This is a genomic window from Achromobacter sp. ACM02 (assembly GCF_014851605.1).
Taxonomy (GTDB): domain Bacteria; phylum Pseudomonadota; class Gammaproteobacteria; order Burkholderiales; family Burkholderiaceae_B; genus Achromobacter; species Achromobacter aegrifaciens.
In genome coordinates, this window is the sequence record NZ_JACUZY010000002.1 from 111,443 (window position 1) to 125,804 (window position 14,362).

16 protein-coding genes are annotated in these 14,362 nt (G+C 67.4%); 11 read left to right on the top strand and 5 right to left on the bottom strand.

The genetic code is table 11. From position 1 onward, the window contains the following. Positions 1 to 319: 319 nt before the first annotated feature. From bioD to IB258_RS05315, 3 genes are read right to left on the bottom strand one after another with little or no spacing between them, the layout of a single operon-like run. Entirely contained in the window at positions 320 to 1,756 is a 1,437-nt protein-coding gene (gene bioD, locus IB258_RS05305) for a dethiobiotin synthase (RefSeq protein WP_192328738.1), read from the bottom strand. Beyond that, positions 1,753 to 2,409 carry an alpha/beta fold hydrolase gene (locus IB258_RS05310; protein ID WP_225590293.1) on the bottom strand — a complete coding sequence of 219 codons (657 nt, stop codon included), beginning with the start codon at positions 2,407 to 2,409 and terminating at the stop codon, positions 1,753 to 1,755. The genes bioD and IB258_RS05310 overlap by 4 nt, the downstream gene beginning before the upstream one ends. A 26-nt stretch (positions 2,410 to 2,435) precedes the next feature. Further along, positions 2,436 to 3,623, bottom strand: coding sequence for an aminotransferase class I/II-fold pyridoxal phosphate-dependent enzyme (locus IB258_RS05315; protein WP_054452865.1), 1,188 nt, complete (start codon positions 3,621 to 3,623; stop codon positions 2,436 to 2,438). 146 nt (positions 3,624 to 3,769) lie between these two features. Here IB258_RS05315 and IB258_RS05320 point away from each other — a divergent pair, with 146 nt between their 5' ends. From IB258_RS05320 to IB258_RS05365, 10 genes are all read left to right on the top strand, one after another. Further along, positions 3,770 to 5,038 (top strand): adenosylmethionine--8-amino-7-oxononanoate transaminase, encoded by a 1,269-nt coding sequence (locus IB258_RS05320; protein ID WP_175163155.1) that lies wholly within the window; start codon positions 3,770 to 3,772, stop codon positions 5,036 to 5,038. A gap of 98 nt (positions 5,039 to 5,136) precedes the next feature. Then, positions 5,137 to 6,111 (top strand): hypothetical protein, encoded by a 975-nt coding sequence (locus IB258_RS05325; protein WP_119449982.1) that lies wholly within the window; start codon positions 5,137 to 5,139, stop codon positions 6,109 to 6,111. Then, on the top strand, positions 6,108 to 6,269 hold the full coding sequence (gene ccoS, locus IB258_RS05330; protein WP_042794347.1) for a cbb3-type cytochrome oxidase assembly protein CcoS: 162 nt from the start codon (positions 6,108 to 6,110) through the stop codon (positions 6,267 to 6,269). Before IB258_RS05325 ends, ccoS begins: the two co-directional genes overlap by 4 nt. 149 nt (positions 6,270 to 6,418) lie before the next feature. Beyond that, positions 6,419 to 7,906, top strand: a complete 1,488-nt coding sequence (ccoN, locus tag IB258_RS05335; protein WP_054452861.1) for a cytochrome-c oxidase, cbb3-type subunit I — start codon at positions 6,419 to 6,421, stop codon at positions 7,904 to 7,906. 10 nt (positions 7,907 to 7,916) lie between these two features. After that, entirely contained in the window at positions 7,917 to 8,651 is a 735-nt protein-coding gene (gene ccoO / locus IB258_RS05340) for a cytochrome-c oxidase, cbb3-type subunit II (protein ID WP_054453668.1), read from the top strand. 2 nt (positions 8,652 to 8,653) lie between these two features. Further along, positions 8,654 to 8,830 (top strand): CcoQ/FixQ family Cbb3-type cytochrome c oxidase assembly chaperone, encoded by a 177-nt coding sequence (locus IB258_RS05345; RefSeq protein ID WP_192352267.1) that lies wholly within the window; start codon positions 8,654 to 8,656, stop codon positions 8,828 to 8,830. Continuing rightward, positions 8,827 to 9,777 (top strand): cytochrome-c oxidase, cbb3-type subunit III, encoded by a 951-nt coding sequence (gene ccoP, locus IB258_RS05350; protein WP_054452857.1) that lies wholly within the window; start codon positions 8,827 to 8,829, stop codon positions 9,775 to 9,777. Before IB258_RS05345 ends, ccoP begins: the two co-directional genes overlap by 4 nt. 76 nt (positions 9,778 to 9,853) lie before the next feature. Continuing rightward, positions 9,854 to 11,344 (top strand): cytochrome c oxidase accessory protein CcoG, encoded by a 1,491-nt coding sequence (gene ccoG, locus IB258_RS05355; protein WP_054452855.1) that lies wholly within the window; start codon positions 9,854 to 9,856, stop codon positions 11,342 to 11,344. A gap of 20 nt (positions 11,345 to 11,364) precedes the next feature. Beyond that, positions 11,365 to 11,574 (top strand): FixH family protein, encoded by a 210-nt coding sequence (locus tag IB258_RS05360; RefSeq protein ID WP_054452853.1) that lies wholly within the window; start codon positions 11,365 to 11,367, stop codon positions 11,572 to 11,574. Between the two features lie 15 nt (positions 11,575 to 11,589). Beyond that, complete coding sequence (locus IB258_RS05365) at positions 11,590 to 11,826, top strand: hypothetical protein (RefSeq protein WP_054452851.1); 237 nt, start codon at positions 11,590 to 11,592, stop codon at positions 11,824 to 11,826. Between the two features lie 46 nt (positions 11,827 to 11,872). Here the strand turns inward: IB258_RS05365 and IB258_RS05370 are convergent, their stop codons facing one another. Together IB258_RS05370 and IB258_RS05375 are read right to left on the bottom strand one after the other, a co-directional pair. Beyond that, the gene (locus IB258_RS05370; protein WP_119449981.1) at positions 11,873 to 12,214 is read right to left on the bottom strand and encodes a zinc ribbon domain-containing protein YjdM; all 342 of its coding nucleotides are present in this window, start codon (positions 12,212 to 12,214) and stop codon (positions 11,873 to 11,875) included. 109 nt (positions 12,215 to 12,323) lie between these two features. Continuing rightward, on the bottom strand, positions 12,324 to 13,256 hold the full coding sequence (locus tag IB258_RS05375; RefSeq protein ID WP_192352268.1) for a LysR family transcriptional regulator: 933 nt from the start codon (positions 13,254 to 13,256) through the stop codon (positions 12,324 to 12,326). 125 nt (positions 13,257 to 13,381) lie between these two features. Here IB258_RS05375 and IB258_RS05380 point away from each other — a divergent pair, with 125 nt between their 5' ends. Beyond that, on the top strand, positions 13,382 to 14,356 hold the full coding sequence (locus tag IB258_RS05380) for a tripartite tricarboxylate transporter substrate binding protein (protein WP_119449980.1): 975 nt from the start codon (positions 13,382 to 13,384) through the stop codon (positions 14,354 to 14,356). The last annotated feature ends 6 nt before the right edge of the window (positions 14,357 to 14,362 follow it).

A 14,362-nucleotide genomic window follows, 5' to 3' on the forward strand; every position in this document is an offset into this window, starting at 1 on the left:
TGCGAATCGAACTGCCAATGTGGCGAAAATTATCGTTGTGTTGCGTTAGTAGTCAACAACGCACGAGCATGCGGCCGCCGTCGCCGCGGCCGCGCCGGCTTGAGAATCCGGATGTGGCTGAAAGATGTAGGAGAGGCATGCTTACGCGGGGGAAGTTCATGCTTTGCATGAGACTTTTGCCGCCATCCTCAGCCACGCGAAGTGCTGCGGGGGTACCTGTCCGCGTGGGGGACGGGTGGCCGTCAGCGGAATTTATTTTGTACGAATGCGTAACGGCTACGGCCCCGGAAATCACGCCATCCGCGGCCGCGCCAGGATCTCAACTGGCGACCGCGGGCGCACCGCCCAGCGCCTGCAGGCATTCCGCCAGCGGAGGAATGGCGCTGGCCAGGGCCTGGACGGTTTGCGCGTCGACCTTGGCCAAGGGCGGAATCTCGGCCAGCACGCGGACGTCGCCAAAGCGCTCGATGGCTTCCTTGTTGCCCGCCGAAAGCGGTCCGCTCATGATCACGCCCAGAACCGGAATGCCGCGGCGCTTGAGGGCCTCCAGGCTGAGCAGGGTGTGGTTGATGGTGCCCAGTCCGCTGCGGGCGGCCAGCACCACCGGCATATCCAGCCTGGCGATCAGGTCGATCATCATGTGGGTGTCGTCGATCGGCACGTAGAGGCCGCCCGCGCCTTCCACGATCAGCGGCGCCTGCGTGGCCGGCGGGACGATGCTGGTGGCGTCGACGATGGTGTCTTCCAGCGTGGCCGCGGCCCAGGGCGACAGCGGCGCCTGCAGCACGTAGGCGGGCAGGTGCAGGCGTTCGGGCGGCAGCCCGGCCAGTTGCGCCACGGTCTCGGTGTCGCCGGGTTCTTCCGCCACGCCCGTCTGCACGGGCTTCCAGTAGTCGGCGTTCCAGGCGCGCGCCAGGATCGCGGACACCAGGGTCTTGCCGATGCCGGTATCAGTGCCGGTCACGAAAACGCCGGCGGGGGACTGGTTCGATTTTTTCCACATACCGTAGGCCAGGTGATAGGTCACCCCGGCTCCTTGTTCGTCAAACGCCGCCAGCACCCGCCGCAGTTGCGCCGCGCCCAGCGGCGCGCGTCCTGGAGCGGGCGTGGTGGCGCCTATGCCTTTCAGGGCGCGCAGGAAATGCAGCCCGTCAGGATGATTTTGTATCAGCCGTTCGCTGCGCACGCCACCCGCCAGATTGCCCCTGTCCGGATGGATGGAGGCGGCGGCCGGGTAACGCGGCGTGGCGGCGGCAAGCCCTGCCACAGCATGGGCGGCCTGCCATTCCTGGAATGTGCCGTCCGCCAGCGTCGCCACGGCCAGGCAGCCGCCCGGGGCGAGCAGCGCGGCCAGCCGGCCCAGCCCGGCATTCAGGTCGGAAAACCATTGCACCGCCAGGCTGGAGCAGATCAGGTCGTAGCCGCCTTCGAGCCCAGCGGGGTGCTCGCCGTCCAGCAATTGATAGCGGGCCTGGCCTGGCAATGCGGGGCCGCGCTGCGCGGCCGCGAGCATGCCGGCAGCGATGTCGGTGACGGTCCAGTCGGCGGGACCGATGCGGCGCGCCAGCGCCTGGGTCAGCAGGCCGGTGCCGCAGCCGATCTCCAGGATGCGCGGGCGGGATGGCAGGGGCAGCAGCGCGATATCGCCGGCCAGCCGCTCGGCTGCCAGCCGCTGGACGGACGCGTGGTTTTCATAGGCGGGGGCGGCGGCGCCAAAGCGCGCGCCGATGCCAGCGTTGCGGGGGGCTTGCGTCATGCGGCGTGCACCAGTCCGGCAAAGAAGGCGCGGATCCGCTCCGCGCACCAGGGCGCATCCGACACCGGCAGCAGGTGGCCGCCGCCAGTCCGCTCATGGATCTCCATGTCGGCCTTGCCGGCAAAAACTGCCTGCGTCATGGCCGGGGGCACGATGGGATCGTCGGCGCCAGCCAGGACCAACAGCGGCACGGGCAGCGCCGCCAGGGCCTCGCGCCGGTCCTCGTCGCGCAGGGCTTGCAGGTCGCGCGCCAGCGGCGCCAGCTGCGGCTCGCTGAAATCGGTGGCGTCGCCGCAGCGCTGGCGGAAGTCGCCCAGCACCGCCGCGGGGTCGGAGGACAGGCGCCTGGACATGCGATCCAGCACGCGCGGCGCCACGCCGGCCTCGAAGTCGGGGCCGGCGGAAAAGCGGGCGAAGCCGTTGATCGACACCAGGCCGAGGCAGTCTTGCGGCAGTTCGCGCAACAGGCGCAACACGCCCAGCGAATGGCCGATGGCGATCACCGGGCCGGCCATGGCAGGCTCCTGCGCCGGCCCGAAGTAGCCCGCGTCGAAGACGGCTTGCGGCCAGTCTGCGAGTTCGGCGCGCAGCGGCGTCCAGACCGAGGCGTCGAAGGCCCAGCCGTGTACGAACAGCAGGGTGGGGCGGGGCATGCCGGCTTGCATGGGAACGGCGGCCGTCACGCCAGCGCGGCGGCGAAACCGTCGATCAGCCGCGCCACGTCCACGTCGCGGTGCGCGGCGCTCAGCGTGACGCGCAGGCGGCTGGTGCCGGCGGGGACGGTGGGCGGGCGGATCGCCACGGCCAGCAAGCCGCGCTGTTCCAGTCCCGAGGCCAGCGCCAGCGCGCGGGCTTCGTCACCCACGATGGCCGGCACGATCTGGGTGGAGGATGCCCCCGTGTCCAGCCCCATGCCGCGCAGCGCGGCGCGCAGGTTGTCGCCCGCGGCCGCCAGGCGGGCGCGTTCGGCGTCCAGCGTGGGCACCAGGTCCAGTGCCGCGTCCATGGCGCCCAGCACCGCGGGCGGCAGCGCCGTCGTGTAGATGAAGCCCGAGCAGGCGTTGACCAGGTAGTCGCACAGCGCGCGCGAACCGGCGACGTAGGCGCCGAATCCGCCCAGCGCCTTGCTGAACGTGCCCATGGCCAGGTCGATGCGGCCGGGCGCCAGCCCTGCCAGCCCCATGCCGCGGGGGCCCAGGACGCCGGTGGCGTGCGCTTCGTCCAGGTAGACGAAGGCGCGGTAGCGGTCGGCCAGGGTTGCCAGCCGTTCCACGTCGGTCCGGTCGCCGTCCATGCTGAACACGCTTTCGGTGACGATGAATCGCGATACGGGCTGGCCGGCCGCGCTGTCCGCCCTGGCGGCCAGCAGGCTTTCCAGATGGTCCAGGTCGTTGTGCCGGAAGCGGATCTGCTTCACGCCCGCCGCCTGGCAGCCATGGTGCAGGCTGGCGTGGTTGAGCTTGTCGGCATACAGCTCGACCTCGCCCTGGCTGGCGGCCGCGCGCAGCAGGGCGGGCAGCACGGCGGCGTTGGCCTGCCAGCCCGAGGCCAGCAGCAGCGCGGCTTCGGTGCCTTTCAGCCGGGCCAGCTTAGCTTCCACCTGTTCGTGCAGGTCCAGGTTGCCGGTCACCAGGCGCGACGCCTGGGCGCCCGCGCCGTGGCGGGCTGCCCATTCGCGCGACCGCTCGACCAGCAGCGGATGCCGCGACAGGCCGAGGTAATCGTTGCTGGAGAAGTTCAGGACCGGCTCGCCCTCGAGGACGAGGCGTCCCGGGGCGGCGGCGGAGGCCGTGCGCAGGCGGCGGCGCACGCGGCGCGCTTCCGCGCGCGCCAGCTCGGAGGAGAAAAGCGGATCCAGCTTGGACATCTATATTTCCGGCAGCGGCCGGGCAGGGGGGAGGCCGCGCCAGGCCGTAGAATGCGGGCCATTGTAGTGGAGGCGGACGCTGCCCCCGTTCCGGCCGGATGCGCCGGGCGGACCCGGGTCGCGCCGCCGGTATCGAGAGGTGAATCATGCACACGCCCGACTGGGTGGCCCAGGGCCAGCCCCATATCTGGCTACCCTATGCCCAAATGAAGACGGCCACGCCGCCGCTGCCCGTGGTGCGCAGCCATGGCAGCCGGCTTGAGCTGGCCGACGGCCGCAGCCTGATCGACGGCGTCGCGTCCTGGTGGACGGCCTGCCACGGCTACAACCATCCGCACATCGCCCAGGCGGTGCGCGCGCAACTGGACGCCATGCCGCACGTCATGTTCGGCGGACTGACCCATGAACCCGCACTGACCCTGGCCCGCCGCCTGGCCGGCATGCTGGGGCCGGGACTGGACCGCGTCTTCTATACCGATTCCGGCTCGGTGGCGGTGGAAGTCGCCATGAAGATGGCGCTGCAGTTCTGGCTCAACCAGGGTGAACGCGGCCGCAGCCGTTTCCTGGCGTTCCGCGGCGGCTATCACGGCGACACCTTCGGCACCATGGCGGTGTGCGATCCGGACGAGGGCATGCACAGCCTGTACCGCGGCATGCTGGCCGAACACGACATCGTCGACCTGCCGCGCGGCGAAGCGGAGCTGGTTGCGCTGGAGGCCCACCTGGAATCCCATGGCTCGCGGCTGGCCGGCATCCTGGTCGAGCCGCTGGTTCAGGGCGCGGGCGGCATGCTGCTGCACGACCCGGAAGTACTGCGCCGTCTGCGCCGTTTGGCCGACCGGCACGGCCTGCTGCTGATCTTCGACGAGATCTTCACCGGCTTCGGCCGCACTGGCACCATGTTCGCCTTCGAGCAGGCCGGCATCCGGCCGGACATCGTGACCTTGTCCAAGGCGCTGACCGGAGGCACCCTGCCGCTGGCCGCCACGGTGGCCAGCAGCCGGGTATTCGAGGCGTTCTGGTCCGACGATCCTTCGCACGCGCTGATGCACGGCCCCACCTTCATGGGCAATGCGCTGGCCTGCGCCGCAGCCAACGCCTCGCTGGATCTCTTTGAGACCGAACCGCGGCTGGCCCAGGCGCAAGCGATCTCCGCGAGCCTGACAGCCGGCCTGGAACCGTGCCGCGAGCTGCCCTGGGTGCGCGACGTGCGCGTGCTGGGCGCGATCGGCGTGGTGGAACTGGACGGCATCGCCGACCGCGAGGGCCTGAAGCGGCGCCTGGTCGAAGCCGGCGTGTGGGTGCGGCCGTTCGGCAATGTGGTCTACCTGACGCCGGCGTTGACGATCGCCGACGGCGAACTCGCCAGCCTGATGCGGGCGGTAGTGGACGTGCTGCGCCGCCAGCGTCCCTGAGCCGGATCGCGCCCGGTCGGCGTTGCCGGGGCAAACCCGCCAGATCCGCCTTGATCCAGATCAAGGCGGCTTTGTAACGCGCTGAGTAACATCGGCGCATGCGAGCAAAATCGATCTTCGCCGTCCCGGCCGGCCTGTCCGACGCCGACCGCCAGCAGCGCCGCCATGCGCTGGTGCGCCTGTCGCTGGCGTGGCTGGCGATGATGCAGGTGATGATGTTCGCCTGGCCCGGCTACCTGCGGCATGAAAGCATGCCCGCCGATGCGCTGGAAACGCTGGACTGGGCCATCGTGCTGATGAACTGGGCCAGCTTTGCGCTGACTGTGCCGGTCGTGGTGTATTCGGCCTGGCCGATCTGGCGCCACGCCGGCGACAACCTGCGCCATGGCCGCGCCGGCATGGACGTGCCGGTGGCCCTGGGCATCGTCGCCGCCTTCATTCCCAGCGTCCACGCCACCTACACGGGGCGCGGCGAGGTCTACTTCGATTCGGTCACGATGTTCGTGGCCTTCCTGTTGACCGCGCGCTACCTGGAGCTGTGCGCCCGCCAGTCCTTCGGCGGCGCGGCAGGCGGTTTGCGCCACGAGCGCGTGGAGGCGCAGCGCCTGGAACTGGGCGCGCGCGCCGACCGGCTGGCCTCGCGCTTCGTCATGGTCCAGGTCGCGCTGGCGCTGGCCGCTGCGGCCGCCTGGGCCTACATCGATCCGGCGCACAGTATCCCGGTGATGGTGGCGCTCCTGGTGATGAGCTGTCCCTGCGCCATGTCGATGGCGGTGCCCACCGCCATGGCCTCCGCCCATTCGGCGCTGGCCGCCCATCCCAACATGTCCGATGCGGCGCTGGACGAGCTGCTGGGCGAGGCGCGCCGTCGCGCTCGTCAGAACCTGAACGGATCGGTGGTCTGGCACCTGCTGATGACCCCGCTGGCGCTGGTCGGCTGGGTCACGCCATGGCTGGCCGCGATCACCATGCTGGTGTCCTCGCTTGCGGTCGCCTACAACTCGTGGCGCCTGTGCCGCCGCGACTGGGCTGGCGCGCCCGCGCCCGCCGCCGCGCTGGAAGCGGCGCAATGACCATCCTCTATCTGCTCCTGCCCCTGTCCCTGCTGTTCGTGCTGGCCATCGGGGTGTCGTTGTGGTGGGCCGTGTTCAACGGCCAGTATGACGACACCGATGACGCCGGCCGCGCCATCCTGCTCGATGACGACAGCGGCCCCGCCAGCCGCGGCTGAGCGGCGCGCTTGATTTCGCGCCTGGACCCGTTGCGCCGGCGCCGCGTTCCCCACCGTGTAACCAGATGCTTGATCCAGATCAACGCTGCCTTGTTTGACTAGTCCCATCATTGCAGCCTGGAGCTATCTGTAACTTTAGGGGAAGGGCGATGAACGATTGCGCCGCAATCGCAAGCAAGGCCGATACCTTCAACTACAAGATCGTGAGGCAATTCGCGCTCATGACGGTAGTGTGGGGCATCGTCGGCATGGCTGTGGGCGTTTTTCTCGCTGCGCAGCTTATCTGGCCGCAGCTGAACTTTGACACCGCATGGCTGAGCTACGGCCGCCTGCGCCCGCTGCACACCAACGCGGTGATCTTCGCCTTCGGCGGCAGCGCGTTGTTTACGACGTCGTACTACGTGGTCCAGCGCACCTGTCAGGCGCGCCTGTTCTGCGGCCCGTTGGCCGCCTTCACGTTCTGGGGCTGGCAGATCGTCATCGTCGCCGCCGCCATCACCTTGCCCATGGGCTTCACCAGCAGCAAGGAATACGCCGAACTCGAATGGCCCATCGACATCCTGATCACCCTGGTCTGGGTGGCCTACGCCATCGTGTTCTTCGGCACCATCATCAAGCGCCGTTCCAAGCACATCTACGTGGCCAACTGGTTCTTCGGCTCGTACATCCTGACCATCGCCATCCTGCACATCTTCAACAACATTGAAATGCCGGTGTCGATGTGGAAGTCCTATTCCGCCTACTCGGGCGTGCAGGACGCCATGGTGCAGTGGTGGTACGGCCATAACGCCGTGGGCTTCTTCCTGACCACCAGCTTCCTGGGCATGATGTATTACTTCGTGCCCAAGCAGGCCGGCCGTCCCATCTATTCCTACCGCCTGTCCATCGTCCACTTCTGGGCGCTGGCCTTCACCTACATGTGGGCGGGCCCGCACCACCTGCTGTACACCTCGCTGCCCGACTGGACCCAGTCGCTGGGCATGACCTTCTCGCTGATCCTGCTGGCGCCGTCCTGGGGCGGCATGATCAACGGCATCATGACCCTGCAGGGCGCCTGGTACAAGCTGCGCACCGATCCGATCCTGAAGTTCATGGTGACGGCGCTGTCGTTCTACGGCATGTCGACCTTCGAAGGCTCGATGATGTCGATCCGCACGGTCAACGCGCTGTCGCACTACACGGACTGGACCATCGGCCACGTGCACTCCGGCGCGCTGGGCTGGGTCGCCATGATCTCCTTCGGTTCGCTCTACTACCTGATCCCGCGCCTGTACGGCCGCGAGAAGATGTACAGCGTCAAGGCCATCGAACTGCATTTCTGGATCGCGACCATCGGCGTGGTGCTGTACATCGCCGCCATGTGGATCGCCGGCGTGCAGCAGGGCCTGATGTGGCGCGACACCGCCAGCGACGGCACCCTGGTCTACAGCTTCGTGGAGGAGCTGAAGACGCGCGTCCCGTACTACCTGATCCGTTTGCTGGGCGGCACCTTGTTCCTGTCGGGTGTGTTCGTCATGGCCTGGAACGTGTGGATGACGGTGCGCGGCGCGCAGCCGGTCAACCCCGCCATTCCGCAAGACGATCCCCATGCCGCACGCCAGCCGGTTCCCGCGACCGCTGTGCCGGCCACTGTTTGACGAGGACATCATGGCCAACAATAAATCTGGTTTCTTTTCGCACCAGACGCTCGAGAAGAACATCGGCTGGATGATCATCGCCAGCATCCTGGTGGTGTCCTTCGCGGGCCTGGTCCAGATCGTGCCGCTGTTCTTCCAGCACAGCACGACCCAGCCCATCGCGGGCGTGGAACCCTACAGCCCGCTGCGCCTGATGGGCCGCGACGTCTACATCCGCGAAGGCTGCGTCGGCTGCCATTCGCAGCAGGTGCGGGTGCTGGCGGCCGAAGTGCAGCGCTACGGTTCGTACTCGCTGGCCTCGGAATCGGTCTTTGACCATCCCTTCCTGTGGGGCTCCAAGCGTACCGGTCCCGACCTGGCGCGCGTGGGCGAACGCTATTCCGACGATTGGCACCGCATCCACCTGCGCGACCCGCGCAAGGTGGTGCCGGAGTCCAACATGCCCGCCTATCCCTGGCTGGAAAAGACCGTCATCACTGGCGAGAACGTGAGCGACCGCATGCGCGCCCTGCGCAAGCTGGGTGTGCCCTACACGGACGAGGAGATCGCCGAGGCGCCCAAGGCCATCGAAGGCAAGACCGAGGAAGACGCGCTGGTCGCCTACCTGCAAGGGCTGGGCGTGGGCGTGCGCAAGGCCAAGCAGGCCGAGCAGGCCAAGAAGGCGGAAGAGGCCAAGAAGGCCGCCGCACAACCTGCGGCGCAACCCGCCACCCAAGCCGCCGCGCCCGCGGCCGCGGGAGGCTGACCATGCTGGGCTATCTGAGCGCCGTCGTCACCGCCATTTCGATGGCAACTTTCTTCGGCATCGTCTGGTGGGCCTGCTCGCGCGGCCGCCAGAGCGCCAACCTCGAATCGGCCATGCTGCCGTTCGCACTGCCCGATGAGTTCGGGCAGGGACAACAAGATGGAGCGAATCGGTCATGAGCGATTTCGTTAGCGGCTTCTGGGGGTATTTCATCTCGATCGTCGCCGTGGGCGGCGTGGTCTGGTGCGTGTGGCTGCTGTACACGCAGCGCCGCTGGCTCAGCACCAAGCCGGCCAACGGCAAGGTCGAGGACACGGGCCACGTCTGGGACGGCGACCTGACCGAGCTGAACAACCCGGTGCCGGGCTGGTGGACCTGGATGTACCTGCTGGCCTGCGCCTTCGCGCTGGGCTATCTGTTCTTCATGCCGGGCCTGGGTGAGTACAAGGGCCAGCTGGGCTACAGCAGCACCGAGGAAGTGGCCAGGCAGCAGGCCAAGATGGCCGAAGCCGTGCGTCCGATCTACGCGCGCTTCGAGACCATGGACATTCCGCAGATCGCCCAGGATCCAGGCGCTCGCGAAATCGGCCAGCGCCTGTTCCTGAACACCTGCGCGCAATGCCATGGCTCGGACGCCAAGGGCGGCCCCAGCTTTCCCAACCTGGCCGACGGCGACTGGCTGCACGGCGGCTCGCCTGAAGCCATCATGCAGACCATCACGCAGGGCCGCGTGGGCGTGATGCCGCCCTGGAAGGCCGCGATCGACGCCAAGACGGCTGCCGATATCGCCCAGTACGTGCGCTCGCTGTCGGGCCTGACGGCGGATCCGGTCCGCGTGTTCCGCGGCAAGCGCGAGTTCGCCAATTACTGCGTGGCCTGTCACGGCGTCGACGGCAAGGGCAACCAGGCGCTGGGCGCGCCCAACCTGACGGACGACGTCTGGCTCTACGGCAGCTCTGAAGCGACCATCGTCAAGACCATCCTGGATGGCCGCGACAATCGCATGCCGGCGCATGGCGACATCCTGACGCCGGAGCAGATCAAGATCCTGACGGCCTGGGTCTGGGGCTTGTCGAACAAGCCCGAAGCGACGGCCAGCGCCGCGCCGGGCACGGCAACGAAGTAAAGGCTTTACAGCGCGTTTTTGGGGGCCGCGCCTGGCGTGGCCCCCATATCACTGGACATACAGCAGGGAGCAGGAAATGGAAGATGGGTCAGCCGCAAGGGTCGGCACTACGCCTGACGGTGACCCGCCGCCCTGGCGGCCGCATGTGAGGCCGCCGCGTCCGGGGACGGAAACCCTGGAGCAGACGCTGGCGGGCGTGCGCAGCAAGATCTACCCGCGGTCCGTCAGCGGCATCTTCGCGCGCTGGCGCATCGCGTTCGTCTTTCTGACCCAGCTGATTTTCTACGGCCTGCCATGGCTGCAATGGAACGGCCGCCAGGCCGTGCTGTTCGACCTGGGCGCGCGCAAGTTCTATCTCTTCGGCCTGGTGCTGTGGCCGCAGGACGTGGTCTACCTGGCGGTGCTGCTGGTGATTTCGGCGCTGGCGCTGTTCCTGTTCACCGCGGTGGCGGGGCGGCTGTTCTGCGGCTACGCCTGTCCGCAGACCGTGTACACCGAGATCTTCATGTGGATCGAGCGCAAGGTCGAAGGCGACCGCGTCGCGCGCATCCGCCTGGACGAATCGCCCTGGACCTGGCGCAAGGTGCGCCTGAAACTCACCAAGCATTTCCTGTGGATCGCGCTGGCCTGGTGGACGGGCTCCACCTTCATCGGTTATTTCGCACCCATCCGCGAACTGGGCCATGAGCTGTTCGCGCTGCAACTCGGCCCCTGGCAGTGGTTCTGGATGCTGTTCTACGGCTTCGCCACCTGGGGCAACGCCGGCTTCATGCGCGAATCCGTGTGCAAGTACATGTGCCCGTACGCGCGCTTCCAGAGCGTGATGGTGGACCCCGACACCTTCGTGGTCACCTACGACAAGCGCCGCGGCGATCCGCGCGGCGGCCGCTCGCGCAAGGTGGACCACAAGGCCGCCGGGCTGGGCGACTGCGTCGATTGCAGCCTGTGCGTGCAGGTCTGTCCGACCGGCATCGACATACGCGACGGCCTGCAATACATGTGCATAGGCTGCGGCGCCTGTATCGACGCCTGCGAACAGGTCATGGACAAGATGCAGTACGAGCCCGGCCTGATCCGCTATACCTCGGAACGCGCCATGTTGGACGGGCTGTCCGCCAAGAGCGCCCGCTCCCATCTGCTGCGTCCGCGCGTGCTGATCTACGGCACGCTGATCCTGGCGCTGGCCATCGCTTTCGTGGCGTCGCTGGCCATGCGCAACCCCTTGCGGGTGGACGTGATCCGCGACCGCGGCGCGCTGGGGCGCGAAGTGGCCGGCGGCATGATCGAAAACGTGTACCGCCTGCAGATCATCAATACTTCCGACCAGCCGATGCGCCTGCAGCTCTCGGTCGAGGGCATGCCCGGCCTGAAGGTGATGATGGGACAGCAGGGCTCGGACACGGTCGACGTCGAGGCGGCTGCCAACAAGCTGGTGCCCATGGTGATCCGCGCGCCGGCTGGCGCCGAGCCGGGCGCCCATGCCATCACGCTGCGCGCGCGCGGCCAGGACGGCGAGAGCCGTCCGGTCGAGACCGACGAGCCCGCCAGCTTCTACGTACCCGATTGAATACTGAAAAGGACAAGCCCATGACCGCCGCCCAACCCGCCAAGACCGCCAAGCCCTGGTACCGCGAGCCCTGGCCCTGGATCCTGATGGCCGGCCCGTTCGTGGCCATGATAGGCTGCTTCGTCACGATCTATTTCGCTTTCACCAACTTCAGCAATCAGCCGATCCAGGAGGGCGTGGTCAAGCGCGGCCTGGTCATCGAGCAGGCCGCGTCCAGCGCCAATCCGTAATCGGGGAGAACACAGATGGGCTTGCGATCATTGATGTGGATCCTGTGGCCGTCCTTCATGGCGGCCGCGGCGGGGAGCGCGCTGATCTTCGCCCTGATCGACCCCCTGGATGTGGCGATCTTCGGGCATGTGCCTACCGGACGCACCGGCTTCTACACCGTGTCTTTCTTCGTGCTGTGGGTGATGGCGGGGTTGTCCAGCACGCTGACCGCGTACCTGATGCCCAAGGCCGAGGAACCCGAGGACCTGTAGCCGGGGCGCGGCGTGGCCGCGGCCCGGGGCCGTCGCAAGCGGCGGCCTATACCTTCTTCACGAACTCCGACTTCAGGCTCATCGCCCCGAAGCCGTCGATCTTGCAATCGATGTCGTGGTCGCTATCGACCAGGCGGATGCCCTTGACCTTGGTGCCCATCTTGACCACGCCGCCGGAACCCTTGAGTTTCAGGTCCTTGATGACGGTGACGGTGTCGCCGTCCTGCAGCACATTGCCGGCCGAGTCGCGGTAGACGCGCGCGGCTTCATCGGCAGATTCCGCGGCCTGCGCCGGCCATTCATGCGCGCATTCCGGGCAGACGTAGAGGGCGCCGTCTTCATAGGTGTATTCGGACTGGCATTTGGGACAGGCGGGCAGTGCGCTCACGTGTGGACCTCAGTGTAAAAAACGCGCGATGCGCAACACGCGATTGTACTGCGCGGCATGCTGTTTTCCCCTGCGCCGCGAGAGTTTTCCCCCTTTGTATTGCGCGCTCTCAAGCTGTTGCGTCGCCATGCAGCAAGCCCACGAAATGCCGCGCGGCGGCGCTCAGCGGACGGTCGCGCGGCACGATGCTGCCGAAGGCCGTCAGACTTTGCCGGATCTGGTAGGGCAGTATCGCCAGCAGGCCATGCGCCGCGTAACGGCTGGCCACCGATTCCGGAATCACGCCCAGCATCGTCGATTTCATCGCCAGGTTCGTCGTGGTCAGGATGGACGCTGATTCGATCAGGCCCCTGGGCGTGGAGGCGTTGTGCGAACGGAACTCCTGTTCGATGACGTCGCGCATCGGACTGCCATGCGGCTGCAGCACCCAGGGATAGTCCAGCATGGCGTCAAAGCTCACGCGCTTGCGGCCGGCCAGCGGATGGTCCACCGACGCGATCACCGACAGCGCCTCGTCGCCGATCGGGCGAAAGACGTACTGGCTGTCCGACAGGGTCAGCATGCGGCCGATCACCACGTCCAGCTTGCCTTCGTTCATGCGGCCGATCAGCAGGTCGCTGGTGCCGGTGGAGATTTCTACCGCCAGCAGCGGATAGGTCTGTTTCAGGCGCAGCAGGGCGTCGGTCAGATGGCCGGGCGATGCGGCCATGATGCTGCCGATGAACAGCTTGCCCGCGCTGCCCAGGCGCAGCTCCTCCAGTTCGCGCGCCAGCGACGAGACCGTGCCGCGCATGCCCCGGAAGTACCCCATCACGCATTCGCCCACCGCGGTCAGCGCCAGCCCGCGGCCGACCCGTCCGTATAGAGGCTGGCCGATGGCCAGTTCCAGCTCGTGCAGCATCTTGCTGGCCGCGGACTGGGTCATGTTGAGCTGGCTGGCGGCGGCGCGCAGCGTGCCGCGTTCCTCGATCGCCAGCAACAGGACGATCTGCCGCATGCGCAGCCGGGCCAACAGGGAAGGGACGTGGATCGCGCGTTCCATGATTGATCGCCTCAGGTGAACGATTAGTGCAAAAGTTTCATTTTACGGAAACAGCGCTTCTTTCTAAGATGGACTCACAAAAGATTGCCTCTTCAACGGGCAAAAAACCAACCAAGGAGACAACCATGAAGACTAGGCTATTGGCCGCGATGGCGGCCGGCGCCCTGTGCCTGTCGGCCCTGGCGCCCGTCCAGGCGCAGACCGCCGACTGGCCCAACAAGCCCCTGCGCCTGCTGGTGGGATCCGCGCCGGGCGGCGGCACCGACGCCATGGCGCGCGCCGTGGCCGACAAGCTGGGGCCCTTGCTCAAGCAGACCGTGGTGGTCGAGAACAAGCCGGGCGCGTCCAACACGCTGGCGGCCGACCTGGCGGCCAAGTCCACGGACGGCCACACCATGGTGATGGGGGTCTCGACCGCCCATGCCATCGCGCCGCACCTGCTGAAGCTGGGCTATGACAACGACCGCGACCTGACGCCGGTGGTGTTCGTGGGCGCCGTTCCCAACATCCTGGTGGTCAACAACGACGTGCCGGCCAAGTCGGTGCAGGAACTGATCGCTCTGCTCAAGAGCAAGCCTGGCACCTACAACTTTGCCAGCAGCGGCTCGGGCAGCACCCAGCACATCGCCGCCGAGCTGTTCAAGGACGCCACCGGAGTGCAGATGATCCACATCCCGTACCGCGGCAGCGGCCCGGCGCTGGTGGACCTGATGGGCGGGCAAGTGCAGATCGCGTTCGAGACCGCGTCTTCCGTGATCCCCCACATCAAGAGCGGCAAGGTGCGCGCGCTGGCCGTGCTGAGCGCCAAGCGCAACGCCCAGTTGCCCGACGTGCCGACGATGGCCGAGGCCGGCGTCCCAGGCGTGGAAATGAGCGCCTGGTACGGCATCTACATGCCCAGCGCCACGCCCGCCGCCAATCAGAAGCGCATCCATGACGCCGTCAACGGCATCCTGGCCCTGCCCGACACGCAGGCCCGCCTGCAGGCGATCGGCGCCGACATCAACCCGATGAGCCAGGAGCAGTTCGCGCAGTTCCATAAGAGCGAAAACCAGCGCTACGCCGGCGTCATCAAGAAGAACAACATTTCCGTGGAATGACCCAGA

Excerpts from the sequence above, each read along its gene's own strand:
- ccoG (WP_054452855.1), top strand. The coding sequence starts at position 9,854 with ATGGAAGATGGGTCAGCCGCAAGGGTCGGCACTACGCCTGACGGTGAC.
- ccoN (WP_054452861.1), top strand. The coding sequence starts at position 6,419 with ATGAACGATTGCGCCGCAATCGCAAGCAAGGCCGATACCTTCAACTAC.
- IB258_RS05375 (WP_192352268.1), bottom strand. The coding sequence starts at position 13,256 with ATGGAACGCGCGATCCACGTCCCTTCCCTGTTGGCCCGGCTGCGCATG.
- IB258_RS05325 (WP_119449982.1), top strand. The coding sequence starts at position 5,137 with ATGCGAGCAAAATCGATCTTCGCCGTCCCGGCCGGCCTGTCCGACGCC.
- bioD (WP_192328738.1), bottom strand. The coding sequence starts at position 1,756 with ATGACGCAAGCCCCCCGCAACGCTGGCATCGGCGCGCGCTTTGGCGCC.
- ccoS (WP_042794347.1), top strand. The coding sequence starts at position 6,108 with ATGACCATCCTCTATCTGCTCCTGCCCCTGTCCCTGCTGTTCGTGCTG.
- IB258_RS05345 (WP_192352267.1), top strand. The coding sequence starts at position 8,654 with ATGCTGGGCTATCTGAGCGCCGTCGTCACCGCCATTTCGATGGCAACT.
- ccoO (WP_054453668.1), top strand. The coding sequence starts at position 7,917 with ATGGCCAACAATAAATCTGGTTTCTTTTCGCACCAGACGCTCGAGAAG.
- IB258_RS05380 (WP_119449980.1), top strand. The coding sequence starts at position 13,382 with ATGAAGACTAGGCTATTGGCCGCGATGGCGGCCGGCGCCCTGTGCCTG.
- IB258_RS05320 (WP_175163155.1), top strand. The coding sequence starts at position 3,770 with ATGCACACGCCCGACTGGGTGGCCCAGGGCCAGCCCCATATCTGGCTA.
- ccoP (WP_054452857.1), top strand. The coding sequence starts at position 8,827 with ATGAGCGATTTCGTTAGCGGCTTCTGGGGGTATTTCATCTCGATCGTC.
- IB258_RS05310 (WP_225590293.1), bottom strand. The coding sequence starts at position 2,409 with ATGCCCCGCCCCACCCTGCTGTTCGTACACGGCTGGGCCTTCGACGCC.
- IB258_RS05360 (WP_054452853.1), top strand. The coding sequence starts at position 11,365 with ATGACCGCCGCCCAACCCGCCAAGACCGCCAAGCCCTGGTACCGCGAG.
- IB258_RS05365 (WP_054452851.1), top strand. The coding sequence starts at position 11,590 with ATGGGCTTGCGATCATTGATGTGGATCCTGTGGCCGTCCTTCATGGCG.
- IB258_RS05315 (WP_054452865.1), bottom strand. The coding sequence starts at position 3,623 with ATGTCCAAGCTGGATCCGCTTTTCTCCTCCGAGCTGGCGCGCGCGGAA.